Origin of the sequence: Streptomyces sp. NPDC020747 (assembly GCF_044334695.1) — a bacterium.
Classification (GTDB): domain Bacteria; phylum Actinomycetota; class Actinomycetes; order Streptomycetales; family Streptomycetaceae; genus Streptomyces.
Genome location: NZ_JBIRTJ010000004.1, coordinates 426628 through 450572, shown reverse-complemented (window position 1 = coordinate 450572; position 23945 = coordinate 426628). Strand labels below are relative to the sequence as shown.

Genomic DNA, 23945 nt, shown 5'->3' with positions numbered 1-23945 from the left:
CAACGCGGACCACGACCCGTCCGTACGGGCCTCCCGAGCCGAGTCTCCGGCCGCCCCAACAGGCGTGGCGGGCCGCCTTCTCGGCCTTTTCCACAGGCCGCGGAAGCGGTGAATCCGCGTGTCCGCACAGGGCTTCGGAGGCCGTGCGGCCGCACGAGCGTACGGGCTCCCGGCGCCGCCCGCGTGCTCGCTCTCGGCGTACGCGCCGCGGGAACTTCGCCAGCTGTCCGCGCGCTTGCATACAGTGGCACGACTAGCAGGAATTGAGCAGTTTTCCGCGATCGAAGGGACGTACATGCCCATGGGTCACACGGCCACAGCTGAGGCCGGTTCCGGCGGCCTGACAGCGACCGAGCACCGCCTGGCCAACGGCCTGCGTGTGGTGCTCTCCGAGGACCACCTGACCCCGGTCGCGGCGGTTTGCCTCTGGTACGACGTCGGTTCGCGCCACGAGGTCAAGGGCCGCACCGGACTTGCCCACCTCTTCGAGCACCTGATGTTCCAGGGCTCGGGCCAGGTGAAGGGCAACGGTCACTTCGAACTGGTGCAGGGCGCGGGCGGTTCGCTCAACGGCACGACCAGTTTCGAGCGCACCAACTACTTCGAGACCATGCCGACCCACCAGCTGGAGCTCGCCCTCTGGCTGGAGGCCGACCGCATGGGCTCGCTGCTCGCCGCGCTCGACGACGAGTCCATGGAGAACCAGCGGGACGTCGTCAAGAACGAGCGCCGGCAGCGTTACGACAACGTCCCCTATGGCACCGCTTTCGAGAAGCTGACCGCCCTCGCCTACCCGGAGGGCCACCCTTATCACCACACTCCGATCGGCTCGATGGCGGACCTGGACGCGGCCACGCTGGAGGACGCGCGCGCGTTCTTCCGCACCTACTACGCGCCCAACAACGCCGTTCTCTCGATCGTCGGAGACATCGACCCGGAGCAGACGCTCGCCTGGGTCGAGAAGTACTTCGGCTCGATCGCGGGCCACGACGGCAAGCCCGCCCCGCGCGACGGCGCGCTGCCCGAGACCATCGGTGAGCAGCTCCGCGAGGTCGTCGAGGAGGAGGTCCCGGCCCGCGCGCTGATGGCCGCCTACCGGCTGCCGGAGGACGGCACGCGCGCGTGCGACGCGGCGGACCTGGCCCTGACCGTGCTCGGCGGCGGCGAGTCGTCCCGGCTCTACAACCGGCTCGTACGCCGCGACCGCACCGCCGTCGCGGCCGGGTTCGGCCTGCTGCGTCTCGCGGGAGCGCCCTCCCTGGGGTGGCTCGACGTGAAGACGTCCGGCGACGTCGAGGTGCCGGTGATCGAGACCGCCGTCGACGAGGAGCTCGCCCGGTTCGCCGAGGAGGGTCCCACCGCCGAGGAAATGGAGCGCGCCCAGGCCCAGTTGGAGCGCGAGTGGCTGGACCGTCTCGGCACGGTCGCGGGCCGCGCCGACGAACTGTGCCGGTTCGCCGTGCTGTTCGGCGACCCGCAGCTCGCCCTGACGGCCGTCCAGCGCGTTCTCGACGTCACGGCCGAGGAGGTCCAGGAGGTCGCCAAGGCCCGCCTGCGCCCCGACAACCGCGCGGTGCTGGTCTACGAGCCGACCGTCGCCGAAGAGGCCCAAGAGACCGACTCCGCTGACGACACCGACGAGGAGGCGGCCAAGTGACCGAGCTCGCCACGATGGAATTCCACCCGCAGCCCCAGGCCGGCGAGGCCAGGCCCTGGGCCTTCCCGGCCCCCGAGCGAGGCGCGCTCGGCAACGGCCTGACGCTGCTGCGCTGCCACCGCCCCGGCCAGCAGGTCGTCGCCGTCGAGATCCTCCTGGCGGCCCCGCTGGAGGCCGAGCCGCAGGGCCTGGACGGCATCGCCACGATCATGGCGCGTGCCTTCACCGAGGGAACCGACAAGCACTCCGCCGAGGAGTTCGCCGCCGAGCTGGAGCGCTGCGGCGCGACCCTGGACGCGCACGCCGACCACCCCGGCGTACGGATCAGCCTCGAAGTCCCCGTCTCCAGGCTCCCCAAGGCGCTCGGTCTGCTCGCCGACGCCCTCAGGGCACCCGCCTTCGAGGACAGCGAGATCGAGCGGCTGGTGCGCAACCGGCTCGACGAGATCCCGCACGAGACCGCCAACCCGGCCCGCCGCGCGGCCAAGGAGCTCTCCCGGCAGCTCTTTCCGGCGACCTCGCGCATGTCGCGCCCGCGCCAGGGCACCGAGGAGACGGTCACCGCGATCGACTCGGCGGGCGTCCGCGCCTTCTACGAGAAGCACGTGCGCCCCGCCACCGCGACCGCCGTGGTGGTCGGCGACCTCACCGGCGTCGACCTCGACGCCCTGCTCGGGGACACGCTCGGCGCCTGGACCGGTTCGCAGGCCGAGGCCCGGCCCATTCCGCCGGTGACCGCCGACGACACGGGCCGCGTGATCATCGTCGACCGTCCCGGAGCGGTCCAGACGCAGCTGCTCATCGGCCGTATCGGCGCCGACCGGCACGACCGCGTGTGGCCCGCCCAGGTGCTCGGCACGTACTGCCTCGGCGGCACCCTCACCTCGCGCCTGGACCGCGTCCTGCGCGAGGAAAAGGGATACACCTACGGTGTGCGGGCGTTCGGCCAGGTGCTGCGCTCCGCGCCGGACGGGACGGGCGCCGCGATGCTCGCCATCAGCGGCTCCGTGGACACCCCGAACACCGGCCCGGCGCTCGACGACCTCTGGAAGGTGCTGCGCACCCTCGCGGCCGAGGGCCTCACCGACGCCGAGCGCGACATCGCCGTACAGAACCTCGTGGGCGTGGCGCCGCTGAAGTACGAGACGGCCGGCGCCGTCGCGGGCACCCTCGCCGACCAGGTCGAGCAGCACCTGCCGGACGACTTCCAGGCGACGCTGTACCAACAGCTCGCCGCGACCGGCACCGTGGAGGCCACCGCGGCCGCCGTGAGCGCCTTCCCGGTGGACCGTCTGGTGACCGTCCTCGTCGGTGACGCCACACAGATCGAGGAGCCGGTCCGGGCCCTCGGAATCGGCGAAGTCAGCGTCGTGACAGCGGAGTAGAGCGCGGAGCGGAACGCGGAGTGGAACAGCGCCGCTCCGTCGGGAACCCAGGTGACCGAAGGGTCGCCTGGGTTCTCCTTTTGCCCGGGCTTCGGCACCAGAACGGCGGGTTGTCCGTATTGATAGGGAGGTTGCCTGTCTGGCCTGTGGCGTGCGCTACAAAATCCTTGATCCGTTTGTTGATTGAAAGACGCCACGCTTAGCTTCGGTTCGGCTGTTCGTCAGGCAGTGCGCCGCGCCCGCGGCACCGGACAGTCATCGCCGAGTCCCCGTACGGTGCGAGCCAGGGGAGCCGGGGACCCGTATGCAGTCCCTGGGGTGAATCGGACGCCCTTCCCGAAGGGGGTCCGTAGGAGACCTTCCTGCTCCGAACCCGTCAGCTAACCCGGTAGGCGAGAAGGAAGGAAAGGACCAGCCACTTCATGGCGTTCACTCGCCCCGCCGGGAAGCACCGTCGTCCCAGCCGCATGAAGCGCACGACCAACCGGACCGTCGGCGTCGCCGCACTCGCCACCACCGGTGTCGTCGGCACCCTGGCTGCTCCCGCACTCGCCGCCGAGAGCCCCGCCGAGCAGACCCTGACCCAGGCGGTCATCATCGGCGACACGGTCGCCGACCAGGCCGACCAGATCGACGCGCAGGCCGCCGCGCAGCAGCAGGCCGCCGACGAGACCGCCGCCCGCGAGAAGGCCGAGGCCGACGCCAAGGAACGTGCCAAGGAAGCCGCGGAGAAGGCCAAGAAGGAGCGCGAGGTCAAGGTCCGTGCCGCCCGCGCGGCCGAGCGTGAGCGTCTGTTGAACTCGTACACCGCGCCCATCTCCGGCTCGTACGTCTCCACCGGCTACAAGACGGGCGGCGCCGTCTGGTCCTCCGGCAGCCACACCGGCATCGACTTCCACGCCGCGAGCGGCACCGCCGTGCACGCGGTGGGCGCCGGCACCGTCGTCGAGGCCGGCTGGGGCGGCTCGTACGGCAACGAGGTCGTCATCAAGATGGACGACGGCACCTACACCCAGTACGGGCACATGTCGTCCCTCGGTGTCTCGGTCGGCCAGACGGTCACGCCCGGCCAGCAGATTGGCCTCTCCGGGGCGACCGGCAACGTCACCGGGGCGCACCTGCACTTCGAGGCGCGGACGAGCGCGGAGTACGGCTCGGACATCGACCCGCTCGGGTACCTCCGCCAGCACGGCGTGAACGTCTGACGGCAGGCGACAGCCCTCCGACGCGGCAGCTCTCCCACGCGACAGCCCTCCCGCGCGGACCTCTCTCCCGAAGGCCCCGGCTCACCGAGCCGGGGCCTTCGCGCGGTTCTGATCACTTCCCGATGGAGTCCCGACCACTTCCCGACCGACTTCGTACCGGACGACTGCCTGTTCAGAAGCGAGGTGTGTCCAAAAAATATCCATGGATTCCGGTCCGCCATCGGAATTTCCCGCTCTCTGCAATAGAGTCACCGAACAAGCGTCAATCGACCGCGTTTCGCGGGGGTTAAGGCGGAGGTCCGGTCATGCGTATTCCCGCGCACTCGGTATGCACGGCGATCCGTGACGACATCGTCGCGGGTGTCTACGAGCGCGGCAGCCGGCTCACCGAAGAACTGCTCGCGCGCCGGTACGGCGTCTCGCGGGTCCCCGTGCGGGAGGCCCTGCGCACCCTGGAGGCGGAGGGCTTCGTCCTCACGCGCAGGCACGCGGGCGCGTGCGTCGCGGAGCCCACCGAGCAGGAGGCCGCCGACCTCCTGGAGATGCGCATGCTGCTGGAGCCGCTGGGCGCCGCGCGCGCGGCCCAGCGCCGCACCGAGGCGCACCTCAAGGTGCTGCGCGGCCTGGTCAGGCTGGGCCAGGAGCGGGCCAGGAGGGGCAACAGCGAGGATCTGCGCTCGCTCGGCGGCTGGTTCCACGAGACGCTCGCCCAGGCCTCCGGCAGCCCCGCGCTGACCTCCACGCTCGCCCAGCTGCGGCACAAGATCGCCTGGATGTACTCGGTCGAGGCGCCCGCCCACCCCGCCGAGTCCTGGACCGAGCACGGGGCCATCGTGGACGCCGTCGCGCGCGGCGACAACGACCGGGCCAGGGCGATCACGGCACTGCACACCGAGCGGGCGATGGCCGCACACCGGCTGCGCTTTCCCGGCGGCGGTGACCGCGCGGAGCGTGTGAGGACTTCGCAACATCCTGTAAACACGGCAGGCCTGCGGCATTAACAGGGGCACCGTATACAAAGAGATGTAATTCGCGGGGGATTATTTCTGTTGCCCATAATCGGGAAAAGCAAAGGGCCCGCCTCATTTGTGAGGCGAGCCCTTCGTCGTGTGAGTGGGACGGGTCTCGAAGCGAAGAACACCGTCACCGTCAATTGGGGAACCCCGACGCGCGTAACCAGGTCCGCGAGAGCGGCGCCGGTTTGGACGAAGGGGTGCTCAGACGGTCTCGGGGAGCTCGTCGAGACCCTCGGCGACCAGCTTCGCCAGGCGGTCGAGTGCGACGTCCGCGCCCTCGGCGTCGGAGGCCAGGACGATCTCCTCGCCGCCCTGGGCGCCCAGGCCGAGAACCGCGAGCATCGAGGCGGCGTTGACGGGGTCGCCGTCGGCCTTGGCGATCGTCACGGGGACGCCGGAAGCCGTGGTGGCCCGGACGAAGATGGAGGCGGGACGGGCGTGAAGGCCCTCGGCCCAGCCGACGTTGACGCGGCGCTCAGCCATGTGATGCTGCCCTTCAGGTGTCTCACGGTTGTCTAGACCATTGTTTCATATCGCGATGCGTGGCCCCGAGCGGGTGCGGATTCCGGGCCCGGGGCGGCTTCCGTCCCCCAAGACTGCCTCGCGCCCCTGCCGGACGCGAGCCCGCCGTCGCCGGTACGTGAACGCCCGGGGTGTGACCCCTGGAGCACGAACCCCCGGACATGTACCGGGCCATGAACCCTCGCGACCAGGACCGGCCGTTGTCGGACCCGAGCCGTACTCTGGGCCCCATGCAGACCTCGCCGGACCGGCACGAGTACCCCGCTCACTGGGAGGCCGACGTCGTGCTGCGCGACGGGGGCACCGCGCGCATCCGGCCGATCACGGCCGACGACGCCGACCGCCTGGTCAGCTTCTACGAGCAGGTGTCCGACGAGTCGAAGTACTACCGCTTCTTCGCGCCGTATCCGCGCCTGTCCGCCAAGGACGTCCACCGCTTCACGCACCACGACTTTGTGGACCGGGTGGGACTCGCGGCCACCGTCGGCGGCGAGTTCATCGCCACCGTACGCTACGACCGCATCAACGCCGACGGCCTGCCCGCGTCGGCCCCCGCGGACGAGGCCGAGGTCGCCTTCCTCGTGCAGGACGCCCACCAGGGCCGCGGCGTGGCGTCGGCCCTCCTGGAGCACATCGCTGCCGTCGCCCGCGAGCGCGACATCCGCCGCTTCGCCGCCGAGGTGCTGCCCGCCAACAACAAGATGATCAAGGTGTTCACGGACGCCGGGTACCAGCAGAAGCGCCACTTCGAGGACGGCGTCGTACGCCTGGAGTTCGACCTGGAGCCCACCGACCGCTCGCTCGCCGTGCAGCGCGCGCGGGAGCAGCGGGCGGAGGGACGCTCCGTGGCCCGGCTCCTCGCGCCGGGCTCGGTCGCCGTCATCGGCGCGGGCCGCACCCCTGGGGGAGTGGGCCGCAGCGTCCTGGAGAACCTCCGCGAAGCGGGCTTCACCGGCCGCCTGTACGCGGTGAACGGGGCACTTCAGGAGAAGGAGCTCGGCGGAGTGCCGGCGTACGGCTCCGTCCGCGACATCCCCGAGCCCGTCGACCTCGCCGTCGTCGCCGTCCGGGCCGAGCGCGTCCCCGAAGTCGTCGCCGAGTGCGGTGAACACGGGGTGCAGGGACTCGTCGTGGTCTCCGCGGGGTACGCCGAGAGCGGCCCCGAAGGCAGGGAGCGCCAGCGCGAGCTCGTGCGCCAGGCGCGTACGTACGGGATGCGGATCATCGGGCCGAACGCCTTCGGAGTCATCAACACCTCCCCGGACGTGCGGCTCAACGCCTCGCTCGCACCGGAGATGCCGCGCGCCGGGCGGATCGGTCTGTTCGCCCAGTCCGGAGCCATCGGCATCGCGCTGCTGTCCCGGCTGCACCGGCGCGGCGGCGGGGTCACCGGCGTGACCGGCGTGTCGACGTTCATCTCCTCGGGCAACCGCGCGGACGTGTCCGGCAACGACGTCCTTCAGTACTGGTACGAGGACCCCGACACCGATGTCGCCCTCATGTACCTCGAATCCATCGGGAACCCGAGGAAGTTCACCCGCCTCGCGCGGCGCACGGCGGCGGCGAAGCCGCTGGTCGTCGTCCAGGGCGCACGGCACGGCGGGGCCGCCCCCCAGGGGCACGCCGTCCGGGCCACCCGGCTGCCGCACGCGACGGTGTCCGCGCTGCTCAGGCAGGCCGGCGTCATCCGGGTGGACACGATCACCGAGCTGGTCGACGCGGGCCTGCTCCTGGCACGCCAGCCCCTGCCGACCGGGCCGCGGGTGGCGATCCTCGGGAACTCCGAGTCCCTCGGGCTGCTGACGTACGACGCGTGCCTCGCCGAAGGCCTGCGACCGCTGCCCCCGGTGGACCTGACCACGGCCGCCTCGGCCGAGGACTTCCGCGCCGCGCTGACGCACGCGCTGGCCGACGACGCCTGCGACGCCGTCGTGGTCACCGCGATCCCGGCGGTGGGGGAGACCTCCACGGCCGACGCCGCCCTGGCGGAGGCGCTGCGCTCGGCCTCCGCCGCCGCTCCCGCCAAACCGGTCCTCGTGGTCCACGTCGAGCTGGGCGGCCTCGCGGAGGCGCTCTCCGCGGCCGCCAGCACCGCGCCCCAGGCGGCTCCCGCGGCGCCCCCGTTCTCGGGCAGCAACCACCCCATCCGCCCGGCGGACCGCCCGCCGGTGGTCGAGGAGGTCCCCGAGGCCGAGGTGGACTCCCGCCTCATCCCCGCCTACCCCGCCGCCGAGCGAGCCGTCCGCGCCCTCGCCGAGGCCGTGAGGTACGGCCAGTGGCGGCGCGAGGCCGCCGACCCCGGTCGAGTCCCCGAGTACGAGGACATCGACGAGAAGGGCGCGGCCGAGCAGATCGCCGGACTCCTCGGTGACGGTGGCATGGGCGGCCTCACCCTCGGCCCCGACGACACCTGCGCCCTGCTCGGGCGGTACGGCATCGACGTACGCCGCGCCCTCCCCGCGCGCACACCCGACGAGGCCGTCGCCGCCGCGGAGCGCCTCGGCTACCCCGTGGCGCTCAAGACCACCGCCCCCCACCTGCGCCACCGCGCCGACCTCGGCGGCGTCCGGCTGGATCTGGCGGACGAGGAGCAACTGCGCCGGGCGTACGCCGAGTTGACAGGCCTCTTCGGGACGCCCGAGGAGCTGCGCCCGGTGGTGCAGGCGATGGCACCGCGCGGCGTGGACACGGTCGTACGGGCGGTCATAGACCCGGCGGCCGGAGCGGTGCTCTCATTCGGGCTCGCCGGAGCCCCGTCGGAGCTGCTCGGAGACACCGCTCACCGGCTGATTCCGGTCACCGACCGGGACGCGGCCTCGCTGGTCCGGTCGATCCGGACCGCGCCGCTCCTCTTCGGCTGGCGGGGCTCCGCGCCGGCGGACGTCGTGGCCCTGGAGGAACTGCTGCTGCGCCTGTCACGCCTTGTCGACGACCACCCCGAGGTCGTCTCCGTGTCCCTGGAGCCCGTCGTCGTGGCCCCGTACGGGCTGAGCGCGCTCGGCGCCTCCGTGCGGCTCGCGCCGCCGCCCGCCCGCGACGACCTCGGTCCGCGCACGCTTCCTGTGTACTGAGCGGTGCCTCGCAGTCAGTGCGCCCCCGTAGGATGGACGTCATGGCCAAGACCAGTACGACGACCCAGGGGCTGCGATCGGCGATCGAGCGCAGCGGCTACTACCCGGCCCTCGTGGCCGAGGCTGTGGAGGCCGCTGTGGGCGGCGAGCCCATCCGGTCGTATCTGGTCCATCAGGAGACGACGTTCGACGCCAACGAGGTGCGTCGGCACGTGACGGTGCTCGTCCTCACGGGCAACCGTTTCATCGTGAGCCACACCGACGAACAGGCGGCGGACACCACGTCCCCGACGCCGTACGCGACCACGTCGACCGAGTCCGTGAAGCTTGGCCGGATCTCGTCGGTGGTTCTCAGCCGGGTTGTCGCCAATCCGGAGAAATACGTCCCGGGGACGCTGCCGCGCGAGGTCGTCCTCACCATCGGCTGGGGCGCGGTCGCCCGTATCGACCTGGAGCCGGCCGCCTGCGGCGACCCCAACTGCGAGGCGGACCACGGGTACACGGGCAGTTCGACGGCGGACGACCTGAGCCTGCGCGTCAGCGAGGCCGGGGACGGACCGGACGCCGTGCGGCAGACCCTCGCCTTCGCGCAGTCGCTCTCCGAGGCGACCGCGGACGTCACCCGCTGATGTCCCAGCAAGTCTGGGACCACCCGGAACCGCTCTCCCTCGACTCCGCTCCCGTGCCCGAGTACGGGGCCGGTTCGCTCGCCGACCTGCTGCCCACCCTGGCCGCGGGCATGGACGTCCCGGACGTCACCGCCTCGCTCACGGAACTGAGCCCGGCCGACCGGAACTGCGTCTTCCTGATCGACGGCCTCGGCTGGGAGCAGCTGAGGACGCATCCGGACGAGGCCCCGTTCATGACCTCCCTCCTGGGCACCTCACGCGGCGGCACCGGCCGCCCGATCACAGCGGGTTACCCCGCGACCACCGCGACCTCCCTGGCCTCGGTCGGTACGGGCCTGCCGCCGGGCGCGCACGGCCTGCCCGGCTACACCGCGCGCAACCCGGAGACCGGCGAGCTGATGAACCAGCTCCGCTGGCAGCCGTGGACGAAGCCGGGCAAGTGGCAGCCGTACCCCACCCTGTTCCAGCTGGCCGACGCGGCGGGCGTGCACACCGCCCAGGTGTCGTCACCGCACTTCCAGAACACCCCGCTGACCAAGGTCGCCCTCAGCGGCGGCACGTTCCACGGGCGGCTGACCGGCGAGGACCGCATGGACCTGGCGGCCGAGCAACTGGCCGCCGGTGACCGCTCGCTGGTCTACACGTACTACGCGGAGGTCGACGGCAAGGGCCACCGCTTCGGCGTCGACTCGGACCCCTGGCGCGGACAACTCATGTACGTGGACCGGCTGGTCCAGCGCCTGGCCGAGCAACTGCCCCCGCGCACGGCCCTGTACGTGACGGCGGACCACGGGATGATCGACATCCCCTTCGACGAGCAGCACCGCATCGACTTCGACGAGGACTGGGAGCTGCGTGCCGGAGTCGCCCTTCTCGGCGGCGAGGGCCGCGCCCGGCACGTCTACGCGGTCCCGGGCGCCGAGTCGGACGTCCTGACCTGCTGGCGCGAGGTGCTCGGCGAGCAGTTCTGGATCGCCTCACGGGACGAGGCGATCGCGGCGGGCTGGTTCGGCCCGCACATCGACGAGCGAGTGTACGCGCGCATCGGCGACGTGGTCGCGGCCGCCCGCGACGACGTGCTGATCATCGCGTCCGAGCGGGAGCCGAAGGAGTCGGCGATGGTCGGCAACCACGGCTCGATGACACCGGTCGAGCAGCACATCCCGCTCCTGGAAGTACGTTCCTGACCCTCCCCGCCCGCCCAGCGAACCTCTCATGCCGAAAGGTGCTCAACTCCCCATGCCCGAGCTGGTGTTCTTCTCCGGAACCATGGACTGCGGGAAGTCGACACTGGCTCTCCAGATCGAGCACAACCGCTCGGCCCGCGGTCTGCAGGGCATGATCTTCACCCGCGACGACCGCGCGGGCGAGGGCAAGCTGTCCTCCCGCCTCGGCCTGGTCACGGACGCGGTGGAGGTCGAGGACGACCAGGACGTGTACGCGTACGTCGTCGACCACCTCTCGCGGGGCGGCCGCGCGGACTACGTCATCGCGGACGAGGCGCAGTTCCTCGCCCCCGAGCAGATCGACCAACTCGCCCGTGTGGTCGACGACCTGGGCATCGACGTCTTCGCCTTCGGCATCACGACGGACTTCCGCTCCAAGCTCTTCCCCGGCTCCCAGCGCCTTGTCGAACTCGCCGACCGGGTCGAGGTCCTCCAGGTCGAGGCCCTCTGCTGGTGCGGCGCCCGCGCCACCCACAACGCCCGCACCATAGGCGGCCGGATGGTCGTCGAGGGGGCGCAGGTCGTCGTCGGTGACGTCGACCAGTCGGAGGACATCGGCTACGAGGTCCTGTGCCGCAGACATCACAGCCGCCGGACGACCGCGGCCAGCGCCCATGCGGGCGTGCTCTCCCCGGACGTGCTGCCGGTGGACGCGGTGTCCCGGACCTGAGGGGACTGTTCGCGAGAGGTCTGCCCGGCCCTGAGAGGGCGCTGGGCCGCCCTCAGGGGGTCGTCCGCACCACCGAGAACACCGCCCCCTCCGGGTCCGCCACCGTGGCGATACGGCCGTGCGGGGTGTCACGGGCCGGCTTGAGGACATGGCCGCCCAGGTCGAGCAGATGGGCGAGCGAGGCGTCCACGTCGGCGACCTCGAAGTACGTCATCCAATGGGGTCCCCGGTCGCGGGGCAGCGAGTTGCCGACGCCGTGGATGCCCGCCACCGGACGCCCCTTGATGTGCAGGGTGATGTAGTCGAAGTCGGCGGAGACGACGGGCTCCTCCTCGAAACCGAAGACCGTCTCGTAGAACTTGGCGACGCCGGAGGAGTCGCGGGTCATCAGCTCGTTCCAGGTGGGGGTGCCCGGGACGTCGGTGATGCCCGTGCCGAGGTGGGCCGCGGCCTGCCAGATACCGAAGACGGCGCCCGCCGGGTCCGAGGCGATCGCCAGCCTGCCGGCGTCCTCCGCGTCGAGCGGGCCGACGCCGACCGTGCCGCCGCAGTGCCGGACCGTCTCCGCCGTCAGGTCCACGTCGTCCGACGCGAAGTAGGGCGTCCAGGCGATGGGCAGATGACGGTCGGGCGGGAGCTGGCCGATACCCGCCACCTCCTGGCCGTCGAGCTGCGCCCGCACGTACGAGCCGAGGTGCTGGGGGCCCGGCTGGAACTCCCAGCCGAACAGCTCCCCGTAGAACTCCTGGGTCGCGGCCATCCCGTGCACCATCAGGCTCACCCAGCAGGGCGTGCCGGGCGTGTACGCACTGCCGTTCAGGTCGGCCGACCCCCGTGCCTCGGTCATCGTCACCCTCTCCTCGGCGCCTCGTGGGGCCGCTTCACTTCCACTACCGAACCGCGTGTTCCGCCGCCGTGCGCGTTCCGCGCCCGGTGCCGATGTTCGCACCGCCAGGGGCACGACGCGCCCCGGCCGGGTGGCCCATGGCGGGAGGATGCCCGAATTGCCGGTCCCCATCCGTTTCCCCGCCATTGCCTGCTGATGTCCATCAGGCATACAGCGTGTGGCCGAGCCCGCACGCCGAGTGGTCGGGGCGGCCCGGCCGAGCACAGTAGCCGGACCTGGACGATGCGGCCACCCCGTGCGCAAGGATGGTGGCCATGAACGCCATCATCTCCGCACCCGAACTCGCGAGCGACCTGGCAGGTCCGAACCCGCCGGTCGTCCTGGACATCCGCTGGCAGCTGGGCGGCCCGAACCTGCGCTCCGCCTACGAGGAGGCGCACATTCCGAGGGCCATCTACGTGGACCTGGACTCGGAACTCGCCGCCCCCGCAGGAGCGGCCGGCCGCCATCCGCTGCCCGACATGGAGGTCTTCGGAGCGGCCGTGCGGGCGGCCGGAGTGTCCGAGAACCGGGACGTGGTCGTGTACGACGGAGGGCTCGGCTGGGCCGCCGCGCGTGCCTGGTGGCTGCTGCGCTGGACGGGTCATCCGTCGGTGCGTGTGCTTGACGGCGGCCTCGCGGCCTGGAGCGGCCCGGTCGAATCCGGCCACCCGGCCCCGGCCGCCGGCACCTTCGTACCCGCCCCCGGCGCGCTGTCCCTCCTGGACGCCGACGGCGCCGCGGCGCTGGCCCGCACCGGTGTGCTTCTGGACGCCCGGGCAGCCGAGCGCTACCGGGGCGACGTCGAGCCCATCGACCGGGTCGGCGGGCACATCCCCGGGGCGTTCTCCGCCCCCACCACGGAGAACGTGGCCGAATCCGGCCACTTCCGCCCCGCCGCGGACCTCGCCGACCACTTCAAGTCGCTGGGCGTGACCGGCACTTCCGAGGTCGGCGTCTACTGCGGCTCGGGCGTCTCGGGCGCGCACGAGGTGCTCGCACTCGCGGTCGCGGGCATCCCGGCCGCGCTGTACGTGGGTTCCTGGTCGGAGTGGTCCCAGGACGACGACCGCCCGGTGGCCACGGGCCCGGACCCGCAGTAGCTCCGTCGTGGCTGTGGCTGTACGGGTCCGTGAGGAACGGCGCACGGCAGCGGAAAGGGCTCGCACCAAGGTGGTGCGAGCCCTTTCCGGCATGTCCTAGTCCTGCTTCTTCCTGCGTGTCCCGAAGACGATCTCGTCCCAGCTCGGTACGGCCGCTCTGCGCCCGGGACGGACCCCGTCCGCCTCGGCCTGGCGGTCGGTCGCACCGATCAGCCGGTCGCGGTGACTGGCCACCGAACGCGGCATGAGCACGTCCGCGTACGCGGAACCCGCCGAGGCCGCGGGAGCCGGGGGCTCCTCCGCCTCGGGCTCCACGTCGAGCGGTTCCTCGACCTCGGGACGCTCCGTGGTGGAGGTCGTCGAGGCGGCGGGAACGGGAGCGGTCGACGGACGCTCGGGCACCACCATGTCGCCGCGGAAGCTGGGCACCGCCTCCAGGAGACTGGTGAGCGAGTCGCGCTCGCTGGCGGTCTCCTCCAGGTCCGGCTCGGGCGACGGCGAGGGCAGGCTCGGCCGCTCCGTCTGCCGGTCCAGGGCGCGGTCCATCGGACGGTCGCGCGGCAGCCGGGCGATGCGCGGCACGAACGGGAAGCTGGGCTCGGCCGCGGCGAGGTCGTCGGACTCGCCGATCAGCGAGCGCGCCTCGTCGTCCACGGCCTGGACGAGCCGCCGGGGCGGGTCGTACGTCCAGCTCGCCGAGTGCGGTTCACCCGCCACCAGGTAGACCAGCAGGACTTCCCAGGTGCCGTCGTCGCGGCGCCAGGAGTCCCACTGGACGGTCTCCTTGTCGGCGCCGCGCAGCAGAAGCCGCTCGTGCACCGCCTCGCCGAGCTGGGGACCGGTGGTTTCGCCTGGGCGGCGGACAGGGGTCTTCCGGGCACGCTCCGCCATGAAGGCACGCTCGGCGAGTACCGGTCCCTCGAAGCGACGCACCCGGTCGACGGGGATACCGGCGAACTGGGCGACCTCTTCGGCGGACGCTCCCGCACGTATACGTGCCTGGATGTCTCGGGGGCGGAGATGGCTCTCCACCTCGATCTCGATCTGGCCGAGGCGGGGACGGTCGCCGCGTACGGCGGCGCGCAGACGCTCATCGATCGGAAGCGTGTACTCCGTGCTGTCCGCAGCCTTCAGCACCAGCCGTGTGCCGTCGTTAGAGACGGCCACGACACGCAGTTCGGGCATGGGGACCTCCCGGGTGGTGCCTGCCGACGTCACGTGCGTCGCTGCTTCCGCTAGTCGAGTGTGGCCTGCCCGGGTGCAGCCTGCCACAACCTTGCCGAGTTGCCCGGCGTGTCGGGCGGTGGCCCGGGAGCGCCGTTATGGCACGGTTACCTATTCGCAACGCTAAGTGACGAACTCCATCACCCTGTGCAACGAGCCCCCTCCCGGCGGTCCTGGAAGGCCCCGGACGCCCTGGCGAGTGTCCGGACCCAGGGCTCGCAACAGTACTCCATTCGGGCCACTTGCGTGGATCGGCACGCGGCCGAACTTCTGTCCGGGGACGGGAGTTGGCCACCAGGGGTGACGTTCCGGTGATCATGGCGCGCGGCACGCTTCGTGGAATCCCCGCAAACGGAACTAATCGTTTCGCCTGTACGTCCTCTTCTCGCGCGGGCGTCTCGAAGCCTCGTGCAAACGTCCGCGTCTACTCGCCCAGTACACGGCGCAAGTAGTCGTTCCCGAACCGCCGTTCCGGGTCGAGCCGGTCCCGCAGTTCGGTGAACTCGCCGAAGCGCGGGTAGACATCGGCGAAGTACTCCGCGTCACGCGTGTGCACCTTGCCCCAGTGCGGACGCCCCTCGTGCGCGGTGAAGATCCGCTCGGCGGCGCTGAAGTACGCCTGGTACGGGGTGCCCCGGAACATGTGGACGGCGATGTACGCGGTGTCCCGGCCGGACGCCGTGGAGAGCGTGATGTCGTCGGCGGGCGCCGTACGCACCTCCACCGGGAAGCTGATGCGCAGAGGAGAACGGTCGACCATGGCCTTCAGTTCGCGCAGCGTCTCGACGAGGGCCGCGCGCGGGACGGCGAACTCCATCTCCGTGAAGCGGACCCGGCGCGGGGAAGTGAAGACCTTGTAGGGAATGTCGGTGTAGGTGCGCGCAGACAGGGCGCGGCTGGAGATCCTGGCGATCGAGGGGATGGCGGCGGGCACGGCCCGGCCCACGTAATTGGCCACCTGGAAGACGCCGTTGGAGAGGAACTCGTCCTCGAAGAGGCCGCGCACCGTGCCGACCGGCCTCTCCGGGCCCGCGCTGCGGTTGTTGCGCTTGGTGTTGCAGTTGCCGGTGTGCGGGAACCAGTAGAACTCGAAGTGCTCGTTCTCCGCGAACAGTTCGTCGAAGGAACCCGTCACCTCGTCGAAGCTCATCGGCTCCTCACGGGCCGTGAGAAGAAAAGTGGGCTCTACGGAGAAGGTGATCGCGGTGATGATCCCCAGCGCGCCGATGCCGACGCGGGCCGCCGCGAACACCTCGGGGTTCTCTTTCTCCGAGCAGCTGAGCACCGAGCCGTCGGCCGTCACCAGCTCAAGTGCCGTGATCTGGGCGGCTATCGAGGCCGAGTCGCGGCCGGTGCCGTGCGTCCCGGTGCTGACCGCCCCCGAAACCGTCTGCTCCATGATGTCGCCCATGTTCGTGAGAGACAGCCCCTCGCGTGCGAGAGCCAGGTTGAGACGCTTGAGCGGTGTGCCCGCCTCGACGGTGACGGTGCCTGCCTCACGATCAACCTTGCGGATCCCGGTCAACAGTTGAGGATGGATCAACACGCCGTCGGTGGCGGCGGCCGCGGTGAAGGAGTGACCGGTGCCGACGGCCTTCACTCTGAGTCCGTCCTCCGCGGCCTGGCGCACGGCGGCGGAGAGTTCCTCGACGGAAGCCGGAGTGACTTGCCGGGCCGGCCGGGCGGTGACGTTCCCCGCCCAGTTACGCCAGGTGCCGCTCTTCCCGCTCACTGTGCTGTTCATGGGTTCCTCCCCGCTGCGGAACCGGCCTGCTGAGCCGGCGATACCCCAGGAAACCCACCGCGACCGCGACGGCTCCGGCCGCGACCGGAACCCCGTACCCGGCCCGCGCCCCGGCCGTGTCGATCACCCAGCCGGACAGGGAGGAGCCGAGCGCGACCCCGACCATGAGCCCGGTGCTCACCCATGTCATGCCTTCGGTCAGTTTCGCGCGAGGTACGTGCAGTTCGACGAGGGCCATCGTCGTGATCATCGTCGGCGCGATGGACAGGCCCGCAACGAACAGCGCCACGGCCAGGAACGGCAAGTTTCCGACCAGTAGGAGGGGGATCATACTCACGGCCATGGTGCATACGCCCAGCACCCACCTGCGGGCGGGCGCTCCGCCGAGGCGCAGCAGCCCGAACACGGCACCCGCCAGACAGGAGCCCGCCGCGTACACGGCCAGGACGACGCTCGCGGCCCCCTTGTGACCCTGCTCGTCGGCGAAGGCGACGGTGACCACGTCGACCGCCCCGAAGATCGCCCCCGTCGCCACGAAGGTGGCCACCAGGACCTGCAGTCCGGCCGAGCGCAGGGCCGAGCCGCCCGTGTGGTGCTCGCGCGGATGCGGCGGGGGTTCGGTGGCGCGCTGGGAGGTCAGCCAGAAGACGCCTGCCCCGAGGAAGCAGGCCGCGAGCAGCGGCCCGGCCTCCGGGAACCAGACGGTGGACAGGCCGATGGAGATGATCGGCCCGAAGATGAAGCAGACCTCGTCCACGACGGACTCGAAGGCGTACGCGGTGTGCAGTTGAGGCTTGCCCCGGTACAGGTACGCCCAGCGCGCCCGGGTCATCGCGCCGATGCTCGGTACGCACCCGATGCCGGCCGCGCAGAGGAACAGCACCCAGTCCGGCCAGTCGAAGTGTGTGGCCAGCAGCAGTCCGGTGGCCGCGGCGAGTGCGACCAGTGTGGCGGGGCGCAGCACCCGCCGCTGCCCGTGCCGGTCCACCAGGCGGGATATCTGCGGGCCGAACACCGCGGCGGACAGCGCCATGGTCGCCGAGAGCGCGCCCGCGAGCCCGTACCGTCCGGTGACCTGCGAGATCATCGTGACCACGCCGATGCCCATCATCGACAGCGGCATCCGGCCGAGGAGGCCCGCGGTGGTGAAGCCCCTGGAGCCGGGGGCTGCGAACAGGGCGCGGTAGGGGCTGGGCACGGGGGTCTCCGGGAGCGGTCCGGTAAGGCGCGAATGCGGCCGATACAGCTTACGAGTCAGGTGACCCTAACGCATACGCGGATGTCGGCCATCCCGCTGTCCGCCGGCTGTCCGGCACCCCGCCGTTGTCCGGCTGTCGGAGCCGGGTGGCAGGATCGAGACATGCGAGACGCGCTCGATGCCACCCCCTACGACGCCCTGCTCCTGCTCTCGTTCGGCGGCCCCGAGGGCCCCGACGACGTGGTCCCGTTCCTGGAGAACGTGACACGTGGACGGGGCATCCCCAAGGAACGCCTCAAGGAAGTGGGGCAGCACTACTTCCTGTTCGGCGGGATCAGCCCCATCAACGACCAGAACCGCGCCCTGCTGGACGCCCTCCGCAAGGACTTCGCGGAGCACGGGCTCGACCTGCCGGTGTACTGGGGCAACCGGAACTGGGGCCCGTATCTGACGGACACCCTGCGCGAGACGGTCGCCGACGGCCGCCGCCGGGTCCTGGTCCTCGCCACGAGCGCGTACGCCTCGTACTCGGGCTGCCGGCAGTACCGCGAGGACCTCGCCGGGGCCCTGGCCACCCTGGAGGGGGAGGGCCTGGAGCTGCCGCGCATCGACAAGCTGCGGCACTACTTCAACCACCCCGGCTTCCTGGAGCCCATGATCGAGGGCCTCCTGAAGTCCCTCGCGGAACTCCCCGAGGACGTCCGCGCGGGCGCGCGCATCGCCTTCACGACCCACTCGATCCCGAACGCCTCGGCGGACACCTCGGGCCCGGCCGAGGACCACGGCGACGGCGGGGCGTACGTGAAGCAGCACCTGGACGTCGCGCGGCTCGTCGCCGACGCCGTGCGTGAGCGGACCGGCATCGACCACCCCTGGCAGCTCGTCTACCAGTCGCGCTCGGGCGCCCCGCATATCCCCTGGCTGGAGCCGGACATCTGTGACCACCTGGAGGAACTGCACGGCGCCGGCGTCCCGGCCGTCGTCATGGCACCCATCGGGTTCGTGTCGGACCACATGGAGGTCCTGTACGACCTCGACACGGAGGCCACGGCGAAGGCCGCAGAGCTGGGACTGCCGGTGCGCCGCTCGGCCACCGTCGGCGCCGACCCGCGGTTCGCCGCCGCGATCCGCGAGCTGGTCCTGGAGCGGGCCGCCGCGGAGAGCGGCCGGGCCGTGACGCCCTGCGCCCTCGGCGCCCTGGGCCCGAGCCACAACCTGTGTCCCGTGGGCTGCTGCCCGGCCCGCGCCCCCAAGCCCGCAGCCGCGGGCGCCGACAGCCCGTACGCATGAGGAGCACCGTGACCGCCACAGCGAACGACGAGCTGAAGGCCGAGCTACTGGAGATCGCGCTCGACGCGGCCCACCGCGCGGGCGCCTTTCTGCGCGACGGCCGCCCGGACGACCTCGGCGTGGCCGCCACCAAGTCAAGTGCCGTCGATGTCGTCACCGAGATGGACATCGCCTCCGAGAAGCTGATCACCGGTCTGCTGGCCGACCGCAGGCCGGACGACGGCGTGCTCGGCGAGGAGGGCGCCAGCGTCGAGGGCACCAGCGGCGTCCAGTGGGTGATCGACCCGATCGACGGCACGGTCAACTACCTGTACGGACTGCCCAGTTGGTGCGTCTCCATCGCGGCCCTCAAGGACGGCGAGACCGTCGTCGGAGTGGTGCACGCCCCACTGCGCGCGGAGACCTACCGGGCCGTCCTGGGGCAGGGCGCGTACGTGAACGACCACCCCGCGCGCGTGCGGCCCGCCCCCGCCTTCGGACTGGCCCTCGTCGGCACCGGCTTCGGCTACCTCGCCGAGCGCCGGGCCCGGCAGGCCGAGGTGGTCGGACACCTGATCCCCCAGGTCCGGGACATCCGCCGCGGCGGCTCGGCGGCGATCGACCTGTGCGACGTGGCGACGGGCCGCCTGGACGCGTACTACGAGCGGGGCCTGAACCCCTGGGACTACGCCGCCGGCGACCTGATCGCCCGCGAGGCGGGCGCCCTGACCGGCGGACGCCCCGGAGAGCCCCTCTCCACGGACCTGACCATCGCGGCCCCACCCGGCCTCTTCGAACCGCTCCAGGCCCGCCTGGAGGAGCTGGGCGCCTGGCACGACTGAGCACGCGGGGACACCCGGCGCGACTGACGCCGAGCAGAGCAGCGGCGACAAAAAAGCAGGCCCCGGCACTGGATCGATGCCGGGGCCTGCTTTCGTGCGAGCTGGTCAGACGTGTGACGCGCCGACCTGCACGCCGTGCTCTGCGGCAAGGCGGTGCAGATCGTCGAGCTCTGCCTGCTCGACCTCGGCGAGGAAGTCGTCGCCGGTCTCGCGAGCCATCGTCAGGTCGGACTCGGTCGCCCTTATGCGCTGCAGAAGTCCTGCGGTGAATGCGTCCATGCTGCGCCCCCTCGTCCTGGGTCGTGGGTCGGTGGCACGGGGGTGTGCCGTTCGGAAGGGGCGATCACGTCTCCAGGGTGCCCAGCGCTGCCCGCACTGGGCGGCGACGGTGCCGGACACCCACGCCCGCCCTGCGGAAGCGGACCGTGACGTACCGCATGGTGGTGCGGCACAAGCAGAGCGTGATCGCGGGGTGTAAAGCCGTCCTCCCCCCGCTCCCTTCCACGGAAACCTCAACCGCACGAGAAAATCTGGCATTCCCTGGCCCCCGCACCCGCCTTACAGCCGACTTATGGCCGAAAAGGGCAGGATGGAGACTCAACCCGCGACAGACCCTGCCCGCGTGCGCCGAAGAGGCGCTACGCGGGTGGACAGAGGAAGGAACAGCGACGTGCGCGTACTCGTCGTCGAGGACGAGCAACTGCTCGCCGATGCGGTGGCCACCGGACTGCGCCGGGAGGCCATGGCCGTCGACGTCGTGTACGACGGCGCGGCCGCCCTGGAGCGCATCGGCGTCAACGACTACGACGTGGTCGTCCTCGACCGTGACCTCCCCCTCGTGCACGGCGACGACGTCTGCCGCAGGATCGTCGAACTCGGCATGCCCACCCGCGTGCTGATGCTCACGGCCTCCGGAGACGTCAGCGACCGCGTGGAGGGCCTGGAGATCGGCGCCGACGACTACCTCCCCAAGCCCTTCGCGTTCAGCGAGCTGACGGCACGCGTGCGTGCCCTCGGCCGGCGTACGAGCATGCCGTTGCCGCCCGTCCTGGAGCGCGCCGGGATCAAGCTCGACCCCAACCGCCGTGAGGTCTTCCGGGACGGCAAGGAGGTCCAGCTCGCGCCCAAGGAGTTCGCCGTCCTGGAGGTGCTGCTGCGCAGCGAGGGCGCCGTCGTCTCCGCCGAGCAGCTCCTGGAGAAGGCCTGGGACGAGAACACCGACCCGTTCACCAACGTCGTGCGCGTCACGGTGATGACCCTGCGCCGCAAGCTCGGTGAGCCCCCGGTCATCGTCACGGTGCCCGGTTCCGGCTACCGGATCTGATATCCGATGACAACGACACCCGCTCCTCCCAAGGCGCCCCCGAAGCCCACCTGGGACCCGAGGAAACCGGAGCCGCCGTTCCCCTGGCTGCGTCCGACCATCCGGATACGGCTCACGCTGCTGTACGGCGGCATGTTCCTGATCGCCGGGATCCTGCTGTTGTCGATCATCTACCTGTTGGCGGCCCAGGCCCTCCGCGAGGGCAGCAGCGTCTCCTTCCAGGTGACCGGCAGCAACCTCAAGCTCTTCAGCGAGAACTGCCCCCAGCTGAGCGACGCCGGGAGCAACCAAGAGCTGAACGCGATGCTCAAGGAGTGCACGGCCACCCAGCAGCAGCATGCTCTGGACGGCCTCCTCAGCCGCTCACTGCTCGCCCTCCTGGGTCTCGCCGTCATCGCGTTCGCCTTCGGCTACGCGATGGCAGGCCGGGTGCTGTCGCCGCTCGGGCGGATCACGCGCACCGCGCGCGCGGTGGCGGGGTCGGACCTGTCACGGCGGATCGAGCTGGACGGTCCCGACGACGAGTTCAAGGAGCTGGCGGACACCTTCGACGACATGCTGGAGCGGCTCCAGAGAGCCTTCACGGCCCAGCAGCGGTTCGTCGGGAACGCCTCGCACGAGCTGCGGACGCCGCTGGCGATCAACCGCACGCTCCTTGAGGTGCACCTGTCCGATCCGGGAGCGCCCGTGGAGCTCCAGCAACTCGGCAAGACGCTGCTCGCCACGAACGAGCGCAGCGAGCAGCTCGTCGAGGGCCTGTTGCTTCTCGCCCGCAGCGACAACCAGATCGTCGAACGCAAGCCGGTCGACCTCGCCGAGGTCGCCTCGCAGGCCATCGACCAGGCCCGTGGCGAGGCGGAGGCGAAGGGCGTGGCGATCCGCGGGAAGCGCGATGCCGCGGTCGTCCAGGGCAGTGGCGTCCTCCTGGAGCGGATCGCCCTGAACCTCGTCCAGAACGCCGTGCGGTACAACGTGGCGGAGGAAGGCTGGGTCGAGGTGACCACAGAGGTGCAGCACGGCCAGGCGGTTCTCGTGGTGTCCAATACGGGGCCCGTGGTGCCCGCGTACGAGATCGACAATCTTTTCGAGCCTTTCCGGCGACTGCGTACGGAGCGGACGGGAAGTGACAAGGGGGTGGGTCTTGGCCTGTCGATTGCCAGGTCGGTGGCCCGTGCCCACGGCGGTCATATCGCCGCGGAACCGCGTGAGGGGGGTGGACTGGTGATGCGAGTAACCCTGCCTGTCTGAGACCATGTCGCCGACACGCGAGGATGTTCGCTTTGCGCGGAATTTTCTGGGCATGCGGCGAGCTGTCTCGTGTGTGATCGATCACAAGGGCGAATTTCCGGCCATCTACTCTCCGTGATCAAGAAGGCTGTCGTAAAGCCGGGATAATCCGGGTTTTCGGGGGTCGAGATCACGGGAAGTACACGGTGAGACGCCTTTGAAGTGCGGCATTCGGACCGTGTACGGTCCCGTTCGCCATCCAAGCCGATCACTCTTGAGGGGTCCGATTGGGTGTCGATTGAGTAACAGACCTTGATGTGAGGCAAAATCTCCGCCTCGGGTCGGGCACAAGTCCGGCCTCTCACGCGTTACGTGCGCTGGAGACACTGCAGACACCCAGAGGGGGAGAGCGACATGGCAACGGATTACGACACCCCACGCAAGACCGACGACGACGTCGATTCGGACAGCCTTGAAGAACTGAAGGCTCGCCGGAACGACAAGTCGACTTCGGCGGTCGACGTGGACGAGTTCGAGGCCGCAGAAGGCCTGGAACTGCCCGGCGCGGACCTCTCGAACGAGGAGTTGGCCGTCCGGGTCCTGCCGAAGCAGCAGGACGAGTTCACCTGCATGAGCTGCTTCCTGGTCCACCACCGCAGCCAGCTGGCCCGCGAGAAGAACGGCCAGCCGATCTGCCGCGACTGCGACTGAGGCAGGGTCGGCCGTGACAGGCTCGACCCCGCCCTGGAAGCGCCGCTTTCGTGACCAGGGAGCGGCCGGTCCGTCCTCGGACGGCATGCATGACGACGAGCGGGGCCACCCGGCCTCGCTCGAAGCAGTGGACGCGACAGGCGCCTCCGGTGCCCTGGAGGTGCCGGTTCCGAAGGCGTCTGTCGCCAAACGCAGGGCCGCCGCAGTCGGCCACGGGGTCAAGGAAGGTGTCCGTAAGGGCGGCAGCCGCGCCAGGGCGGGCCTGGCGTACCTCACCGACCGCATCATCGAGAACGCCCCGCGAATCCCCGTACGCGACCTCGCGACCCTCCGCAGGCAGTTCCCGGCCCTGGGCCCCGAGCAGCTCGCGGACAAGCTCGTGGCGGGCGCGTGCAACGCGACCTCCACGGTGGGCGCGGGAATCGGCGCGGCCGCGATGATGCCCGTACCCCCGGCGATGCCCACGGAACTGGCCGCCGAGATCACCGGCGTGGCCGCGATCGAGATGAAGATGATCGCGGAGTTGTACGAGGTCTACGGCCTGCGGCCGCCGGGCAGTCTGAAGCAGCGCTCCACCACGTATCTGAGTTCGTGGTCGGAGGAGCGCGGAATCGACGTGACCAAACCGTCGACGATCAACGCGGCCCTCGGAGGCCAGCTGAAGCGCGAGCTGCGCCAGCAGATCATGAAGCGCATGGTCAGAAACCTGCCGAACCTGATGCCGTTCATGGTCGGCGCCGCCGTCGGGGCGGTCATGAACCGCCGTGACACGAGAAAGCTCGCGGAGCGCATCCGCAAGGACCTCCGCAAGGCGCAGGTGCCGTGGGACGCGCTGCCGGCGCTGCCGCCCCTGGAGAAGCCGGCCGATCCGCTGCGCGTCGGGGAGATTCCCAAGGAACTGGGGCGCTGACCCCCGCTGACCCTCTTCCCCCGGCCCTGGCAGGCAAAGTTCTGACCCGTGGAAGGGAAAGTTTCCGTACGGGACATGAGTGCGAGCACGGCCGGAACTCGGCCGCGAGCCGGTCCGGGACCGGGA

Annotated in this window: 21 protein-coding genes and 1 riboswitch; of the genes, 15 read left to right on the top strand and 6 right to left on the bottom strand. The window is 70.9% G+C overall.

All coding sequences use genetic code 11. The features are described 5' to 3' along the window. Positions 1 to 295: 295 nt before the first annotated feature. The 4 genes from ACH4YP_RS14715 to ACH4YP_RS14700 all read left to right on the top strand — a co-directional run bounded on the left by ACH4YP_RS14715 (position 296) and on the right by ACH4YP_RS14700 (position 5248). Positions 296 to 1657 carry a pitrilysin family protein gene (locus tag ACH4YP_RS14715; RefSeq protein ID WP_361055351.1) on the top strand — a complete coding sequence of 454 codons (1362 nt, stop codon included), beginning with the start codon at positions 296 to 298 and terminating at the stop codon, positions 1655 to 1657. Further along, positions 1654 to 3042 carry a pitrilysin family protein gene (locus tag ACH4YP_RS14710; protein WP_361055349.1) on the top strand — a complete coding sequence of 463 codons (1389 nt, stop codon included), beginning with the start codon at positions 1654 to 1656 and terminating at the stop codon, positions 3040 to 3042. The genes ACH4YP_RS14715 and ACH4YP_RS14710 overlap by 4 nt, the downstream gene beginning before the upstream one ends. A gap of 249 nt (positions 3043 to 3291) precedes the next feature. Beyond that, positions 3292 to 3452, top strand: a riboswitch (cyclic di-AMP (ydaO/yuaA leader). Positions 3453 to 3464: 12 nt separating this feature from the next. Beyond that, positions 3465 to 4247 carry a M23 family metallopeptidase gene (locus ACH4YP_RS14705; RefSeq protein ID WP_361055346.1) on the top strand — a complete coding sequence of 261 codons (783 nt, stop codon included), beginning with the start codon at positions 3465 to 3467 and terminating at the stop codon, positions 4245 to 4247. Between the two features lie 305 nt (positions 4248 to 4552). Beyond that, the gene (locus ACH4YP_RS14700; protein ID WP_361055343.1) at positions 4553 to 5248 is read left to right on the top strand and encodes a GntR family transcriptional regulator; all 696 of its coding nucleotides are present in this window, start codon (positions 4553 to 4555) and stop codon (positions 5246 to 5248) included. 216 nt (positions 5249 to 5464) lie between these two features. Here ACH4YP_RS14700 and ACH4YP_RS14695 read toward each other — a convergent pair whose 3' ends face one another. Continuing rightward, positions 5465 to 5746, bottom strand: a complete 282-nt coding sequence (locus ACH4YP_RS14695; RefSeq protein WP_361055340.1) for an HPr family phosphocarrier protein — start codon at positions 5744 to 5746, stop codon at positions 5465 to 5467. A gap of 269 nt (positions 5747 to 6015) precedes the next feature. On the opposite strand from ACH4YP_RS14695, the gene ACH4YP_RS14690 reads away from it, so the two are divergent. From ACH4YP_RS14690 to ACH4YP_RS14675, 4 genes are read left to right on the top strand one after another with little or no spacing between them, the layout of a single operon-like run. Further along, on the top strand, positions 6016 to 8856 hold the full coding sequence (locus ACH4YP_RS14690; RefSeq protein ID WP_398490770.1) for a GNAT family N-acetyltransferase: 2841 nt from the start codon (positions 6016 to 6018) through the stop codon (positions 8854 to 8856). Positions 8857 to 8897: 41 nt separating this feature from the next. After that, a complete protein-coding gene (locus ACH4YP_RS14685) occupies positions 8898 to 9485 on the top strand; it encodes a DUF5998 family protein (RefSeq protein WP_361055335.1) in 588 nt (195 codons plus the stop codon). Then, positions 9485 to 10672: a nucleotide pyrophosphatase/phosphodiesterase family protein gene (locus ACH4YP_RS14680; protein ID WP_361055332.1), complete on the top strand. Its 1188-nt coding sequence runs from the start codon at positions 9485 to 9487 to the stop codon at positions 10670 to 10672. The genes ACH4YP_RS14685 and ACH4YP_RS14680 overlap by 1 nt, the downstream gene beginning before the upstream one ends. 52 nt (positions 10673 to 10724) lie before the next feature. Beyond that, positions 10725 to 11381: a thymidine kinase gene (locus ACH4YP_RS14675; protein ID WP_398490769.1), complete on the top strand. Its 657-nt coding sequence runs from the start codon at positions 10725 to 10727 to the stop codon at positions 11379 to 11381. Positions 11382 to 11433: 52 nt separating this feature from the next. On the opposite strand, the gene ACH4YP_RS14670 is transcribed toward ACH4YP_RS14675, so the two are convergent. Next, the gene (locus tag ACH4YP_RS14670) at positions 11434 to 12228 is read right to left on the bottom strand and encodes a VOC family protein (RefSeq protein WP_361055328.1); all 795 of its coding nucleotides are present in this window, start codon (positions 12226 to 12228) and stop codon (positions 11434 to 11436) included. Between the two features lie 314 nt (positions 12229 to 12542). Here ACH4YP_RS14670 and ACH4YP_RS14665 point away from each other — a divergent pair, with 314 nt between their 5' ends. Then, on the top strand, positions 12543 to 13370 hold the full coding sequence (locus ACH4YP_RS14665; protein WP_398490768.1) for a sulfurtransferase: 828 nt from the start codon (positions 12543 to 12545) through the stop codon (positions 13368 to 13370). 96 nt (positions 13371 to 13466) lie between these two features. Here the strand turns inward: ACH4YP_RS14665 and sepH are convergent, their stop codons facing one another. The 3 genes from sepH to ACH4YP_RS14650 form a co-directional block, all read right to left on the bottom strand. Further along, complete coding sequence (sepH, locus tag ACH4YP_RS14660) at positions 13467 to 14555, bottom strand: septation protein SepH (RefSeq protein WP_361055322.1); 1089 nt, start codon at positions 14553 to 14555, stop codon at positions 13467 to 13469. A 463-nt stretch (positions 14556 to 15018) separates the two neighbouring features. Next, positions 15019 to 16338: a D-arabinono-1,4-lactone oxidase gene (locus ACH4YP_RS14655; RefSeq protein ID WP_361055319.1), complete on the bottom strand. Its 1320-nt coding sequence runs from the start codon at positions 16336 to 16338 to the stop codon at positions 15019 to 15021. Then, the gene (locus ACH4YP_RS14650) at positions 16298 to 17536 is read right to left on the bottom strand and encodes an MFS transporter (protein ID WP_398490767.1); all 1239 of its coding nucleotides are present in this window, start codon (positions 17534 to 17536) and stop codon (positions 16298 to 16300) included. Before ACH4YP_RS14650 ends, ACH4YP_RS14655 begins: the two co-directional genes overlap by 41 nt. A gap of 162 nt (positions 17537 to 17698) precedes the next feature. Between ACH4YP_RS14650 and ACH4YP_RS14645 the strand changes: the two genes are divergently transcribed. Both ACH4YP_RS14645 and ACH4YP_RS14640 read left to right on the top strand, forming a co-directional pair. Further along, positions 17699 to 18826 carry a ferrochelatase gene (locus ACH4YP_RS14645; protein WP_398490766.1) on the top strand — a complete coding sequence of 376 codons (1128 nt, stop codon included), beginning with the start codon at positions 17699 to 17701 and terminating at the stop codon, positions 18824 to 18826. Then, positions 18823 to 19647, top strand: a complete 825-nt coding sequence (locus ACH4YP_RS14640) for an inositol monophosphatase family protein (RefSeq protein WP_398490765.1) — start codon at positions 18823 to 18825, stop codon at positions 19645 to 19647. The genes ACH4YP_RS14645 and ACH4YP_RS14640 overlap by 4 nt, the downstream gene beginning before the upstream one ends. 105 nt (positions 19648 to 19752) lie before the next feature. Here ACH4YP_RS14640 and ACH4YP_RS14635 read toward each other — a convergent pair whose 3' ends face one another. Next, complete coding sequence (locus tag ACH4YP_RS14635) at positions 19753 to 19926, bottom strand: hypothetical protein (RefSeq protein ID WP_266760762.1); 174 nt, start codon at positions 19924 to 19926, stop codon at positions 19753 to 19755. 391 nt (positions 19927 to 20317) lie between these two features. Between ACH4YP_RS14635 and ACH4YP_RS14630 the strand changes: the two genes are divergently transcribed. The 4 genes from ACH4YP_RS14630 (at position 20318) to ACH4YP_RS14615 (ending at position 23819) form a co-directional block, all read left to right on the top strand. After that, the gene (locus ACH4YP_RS14630) at positions 20318 to 20971 is read left to right on the top strand and encodes a response regulator transcription factor (RefSeq protein WP_307535873.1); all 654 of its coding nucleotides are present in this window, start codon (positions 20318 to 20320) and stop codon (positions 20969 to 20971) included. Between the two features lie 6 nt (positions 20972 to 20977). Then, positions 20978 to 22219, top strand: a complete 1242-nt coding sequence (locus ACH4YP_RS14625) for a HAMP domain-containing sensor histidine kinase (RefSeq protein ID WP_361055306.1) — start codon at positions 20978 to 20980, stop codon at positions 22217 to 22219. 393 nt (positions 22220 to 22612) lie between these two features. After that, positions 22613 to 22909 carry a DUF4193 domain-containing protein gene (locus tag ACH4YP_RS14620; RefSeq protein WP_005481602.1) on the top strand — a complete coding sequence of 99 codons (297 nt, stop codon included), beginning with the start codon at positions 22613 to 22615 and terminating at the stop codon, positions 22907 to 22909. A 13-nt stretch (positions 22910 to 22922) separates the two neighbouring features. Next, positions 22923 to 23819: a hypothetical protein gene (locus tag ACH4YP_RS14615; protein ID WP_398490764.1), complete on the top strand. Its 897-nt coding sequence runs from the start codon at positions 22923 to 22925 to the stop codon at positions 23817 to 23819. The last annotated feature ends 126 nt before the right edge of the window (positions 23820 to 23945 follow it).

What these genes read in the sequence shown, in the direction of transcription:
- ACH4YP_RS14635 (WP_266760762.1), bottom strand. Translation starts at nt 19,926, where the DNA reads ATGGACGCATTCACCGCAGGACTTCTGCAGCGCATAAGGGCGACCGAG.
- ACH4YP_RS14695 (WP_361055340.1), bottom strand. Translation starts at nt 5,746, where the DNA reads ATGGCTGAGCGCCGCGTCAACGTCGGCTGGGCCGAGGGCCTTCACGCC.
- sepH (WP_361055322.1), bottom strand. Translation starts at nt 14,555, where the DNA reads ATGCCCGAACTGCGTGTCGTGGCCGTCTCTAACGACGGCACACGGCTG.
- ACH4YP_RS14620 (WP_005481602.1), top strand. Translation starts at nt 22,613, where the DNA reads ATGGCAACGGATTACGACACCCCACGCAAGACCGACGACGACGTCGAT.
- ACH4YP_RS14715 (WP_361055351.1), top strand. Translation starts at nt 296, where the DNA reads ATGCCCATGGGTCACACGGCCACAGCTGAGGCCGGTTCCGGCGGCCTG.
- ACH4YP_RS14700 (WP_361055343.1), top strand. Translation starts at nt 4,553, where the DNA reads ATGCGTATTCCCGCGCACTCGGTATGCACGGCGATCCGTGACGACATC.
- ACH4YP_RS14690 (WP_398490770.1), top strand. Translation starts at nt 6,016, where the DNA reads ATGCAGACCTCGCCGGACCGGCACGAGTACCCCGCTCACTGGGAGGCC.
- ACH4YP_RS14665 (WP_398490768.1), top strand. Translation starts at nt 12,543, where the DNA reads ATGAACGCCATCATCTCCGCACCCGAACTCGCGAGCGACCTGGCAGGT.
- ACH4YP_RS14645 (WP_398490766.1), top strand. Translation starts at nt 17,699, where the DNA reads ATGCGAGACGCGCTCGATGCCACCCCCTACGACGCCCTGCTCCTGCTC.
- ACH4YP_RS14675 (WP_398490769.1), top strand. Translation starts at nt 10,725, where the DNA reads ATGCCCGAGCTGGTGTTCTTCTCCGGAACCATGGACTGCGGGAAGTCG.
- ACH4YP_RS14680 (WP_361055332.1), top strand. Translation starts at nt 9,485, where the DNA reads ATGTCCCAGCAAGTCTGGGACCACCCGGAACCGCTCTCCCTCGACTCC.
- ACH4YP_RS14670 (WP_361055328.1), bottom strand. Translation starts at nt 12,228, where the DNA reads ATGACCGAGGCACGGGGGTCGGCCGACCTGAACGGCAGTGCGTACACG.
- ACH4YP_RS14625 (WP_361055306.1), top strand. Translation starts at nt 20,978, where the DNA reads ATGACAACGACACCCGCTCCTCCCAAGGCGCCCCCGAAGCCCACCTGG.
- ACH4YP_RS14685 (WP_361055335.1), top strand. Translation starts at nt 8,898, where the DNA reads ATGGCCAAGACCAGTACGACGACCCAGGGGCTGCGATCGGCGATCGAG.
- ACH4YP_RS14705 (WP_361055346.1), top strand. Translation starts at nt 3,465, where the DNA reads ATGGCGTTCACTCGCCCCGCCGGGAAGCACCGTCGTCCCAGCCGCATG.
- ACH4YP_RS14640 (WP_398490765.1), top strand. Translation starts at nt 18,823, where the DNA reads ATGAGGAGCACCGTGACCGCCACAGCGAACGACGAGCTGAAGGCCGAG.
- ACH4YP_RS14655 (WP_361055319.1), bottom strand. Translation starts at nt 16,338, where the DNA reads ATGAACAGCACAGTGAGCGGGAAGAGCGGCACCTGGCGTAACTGGGCG.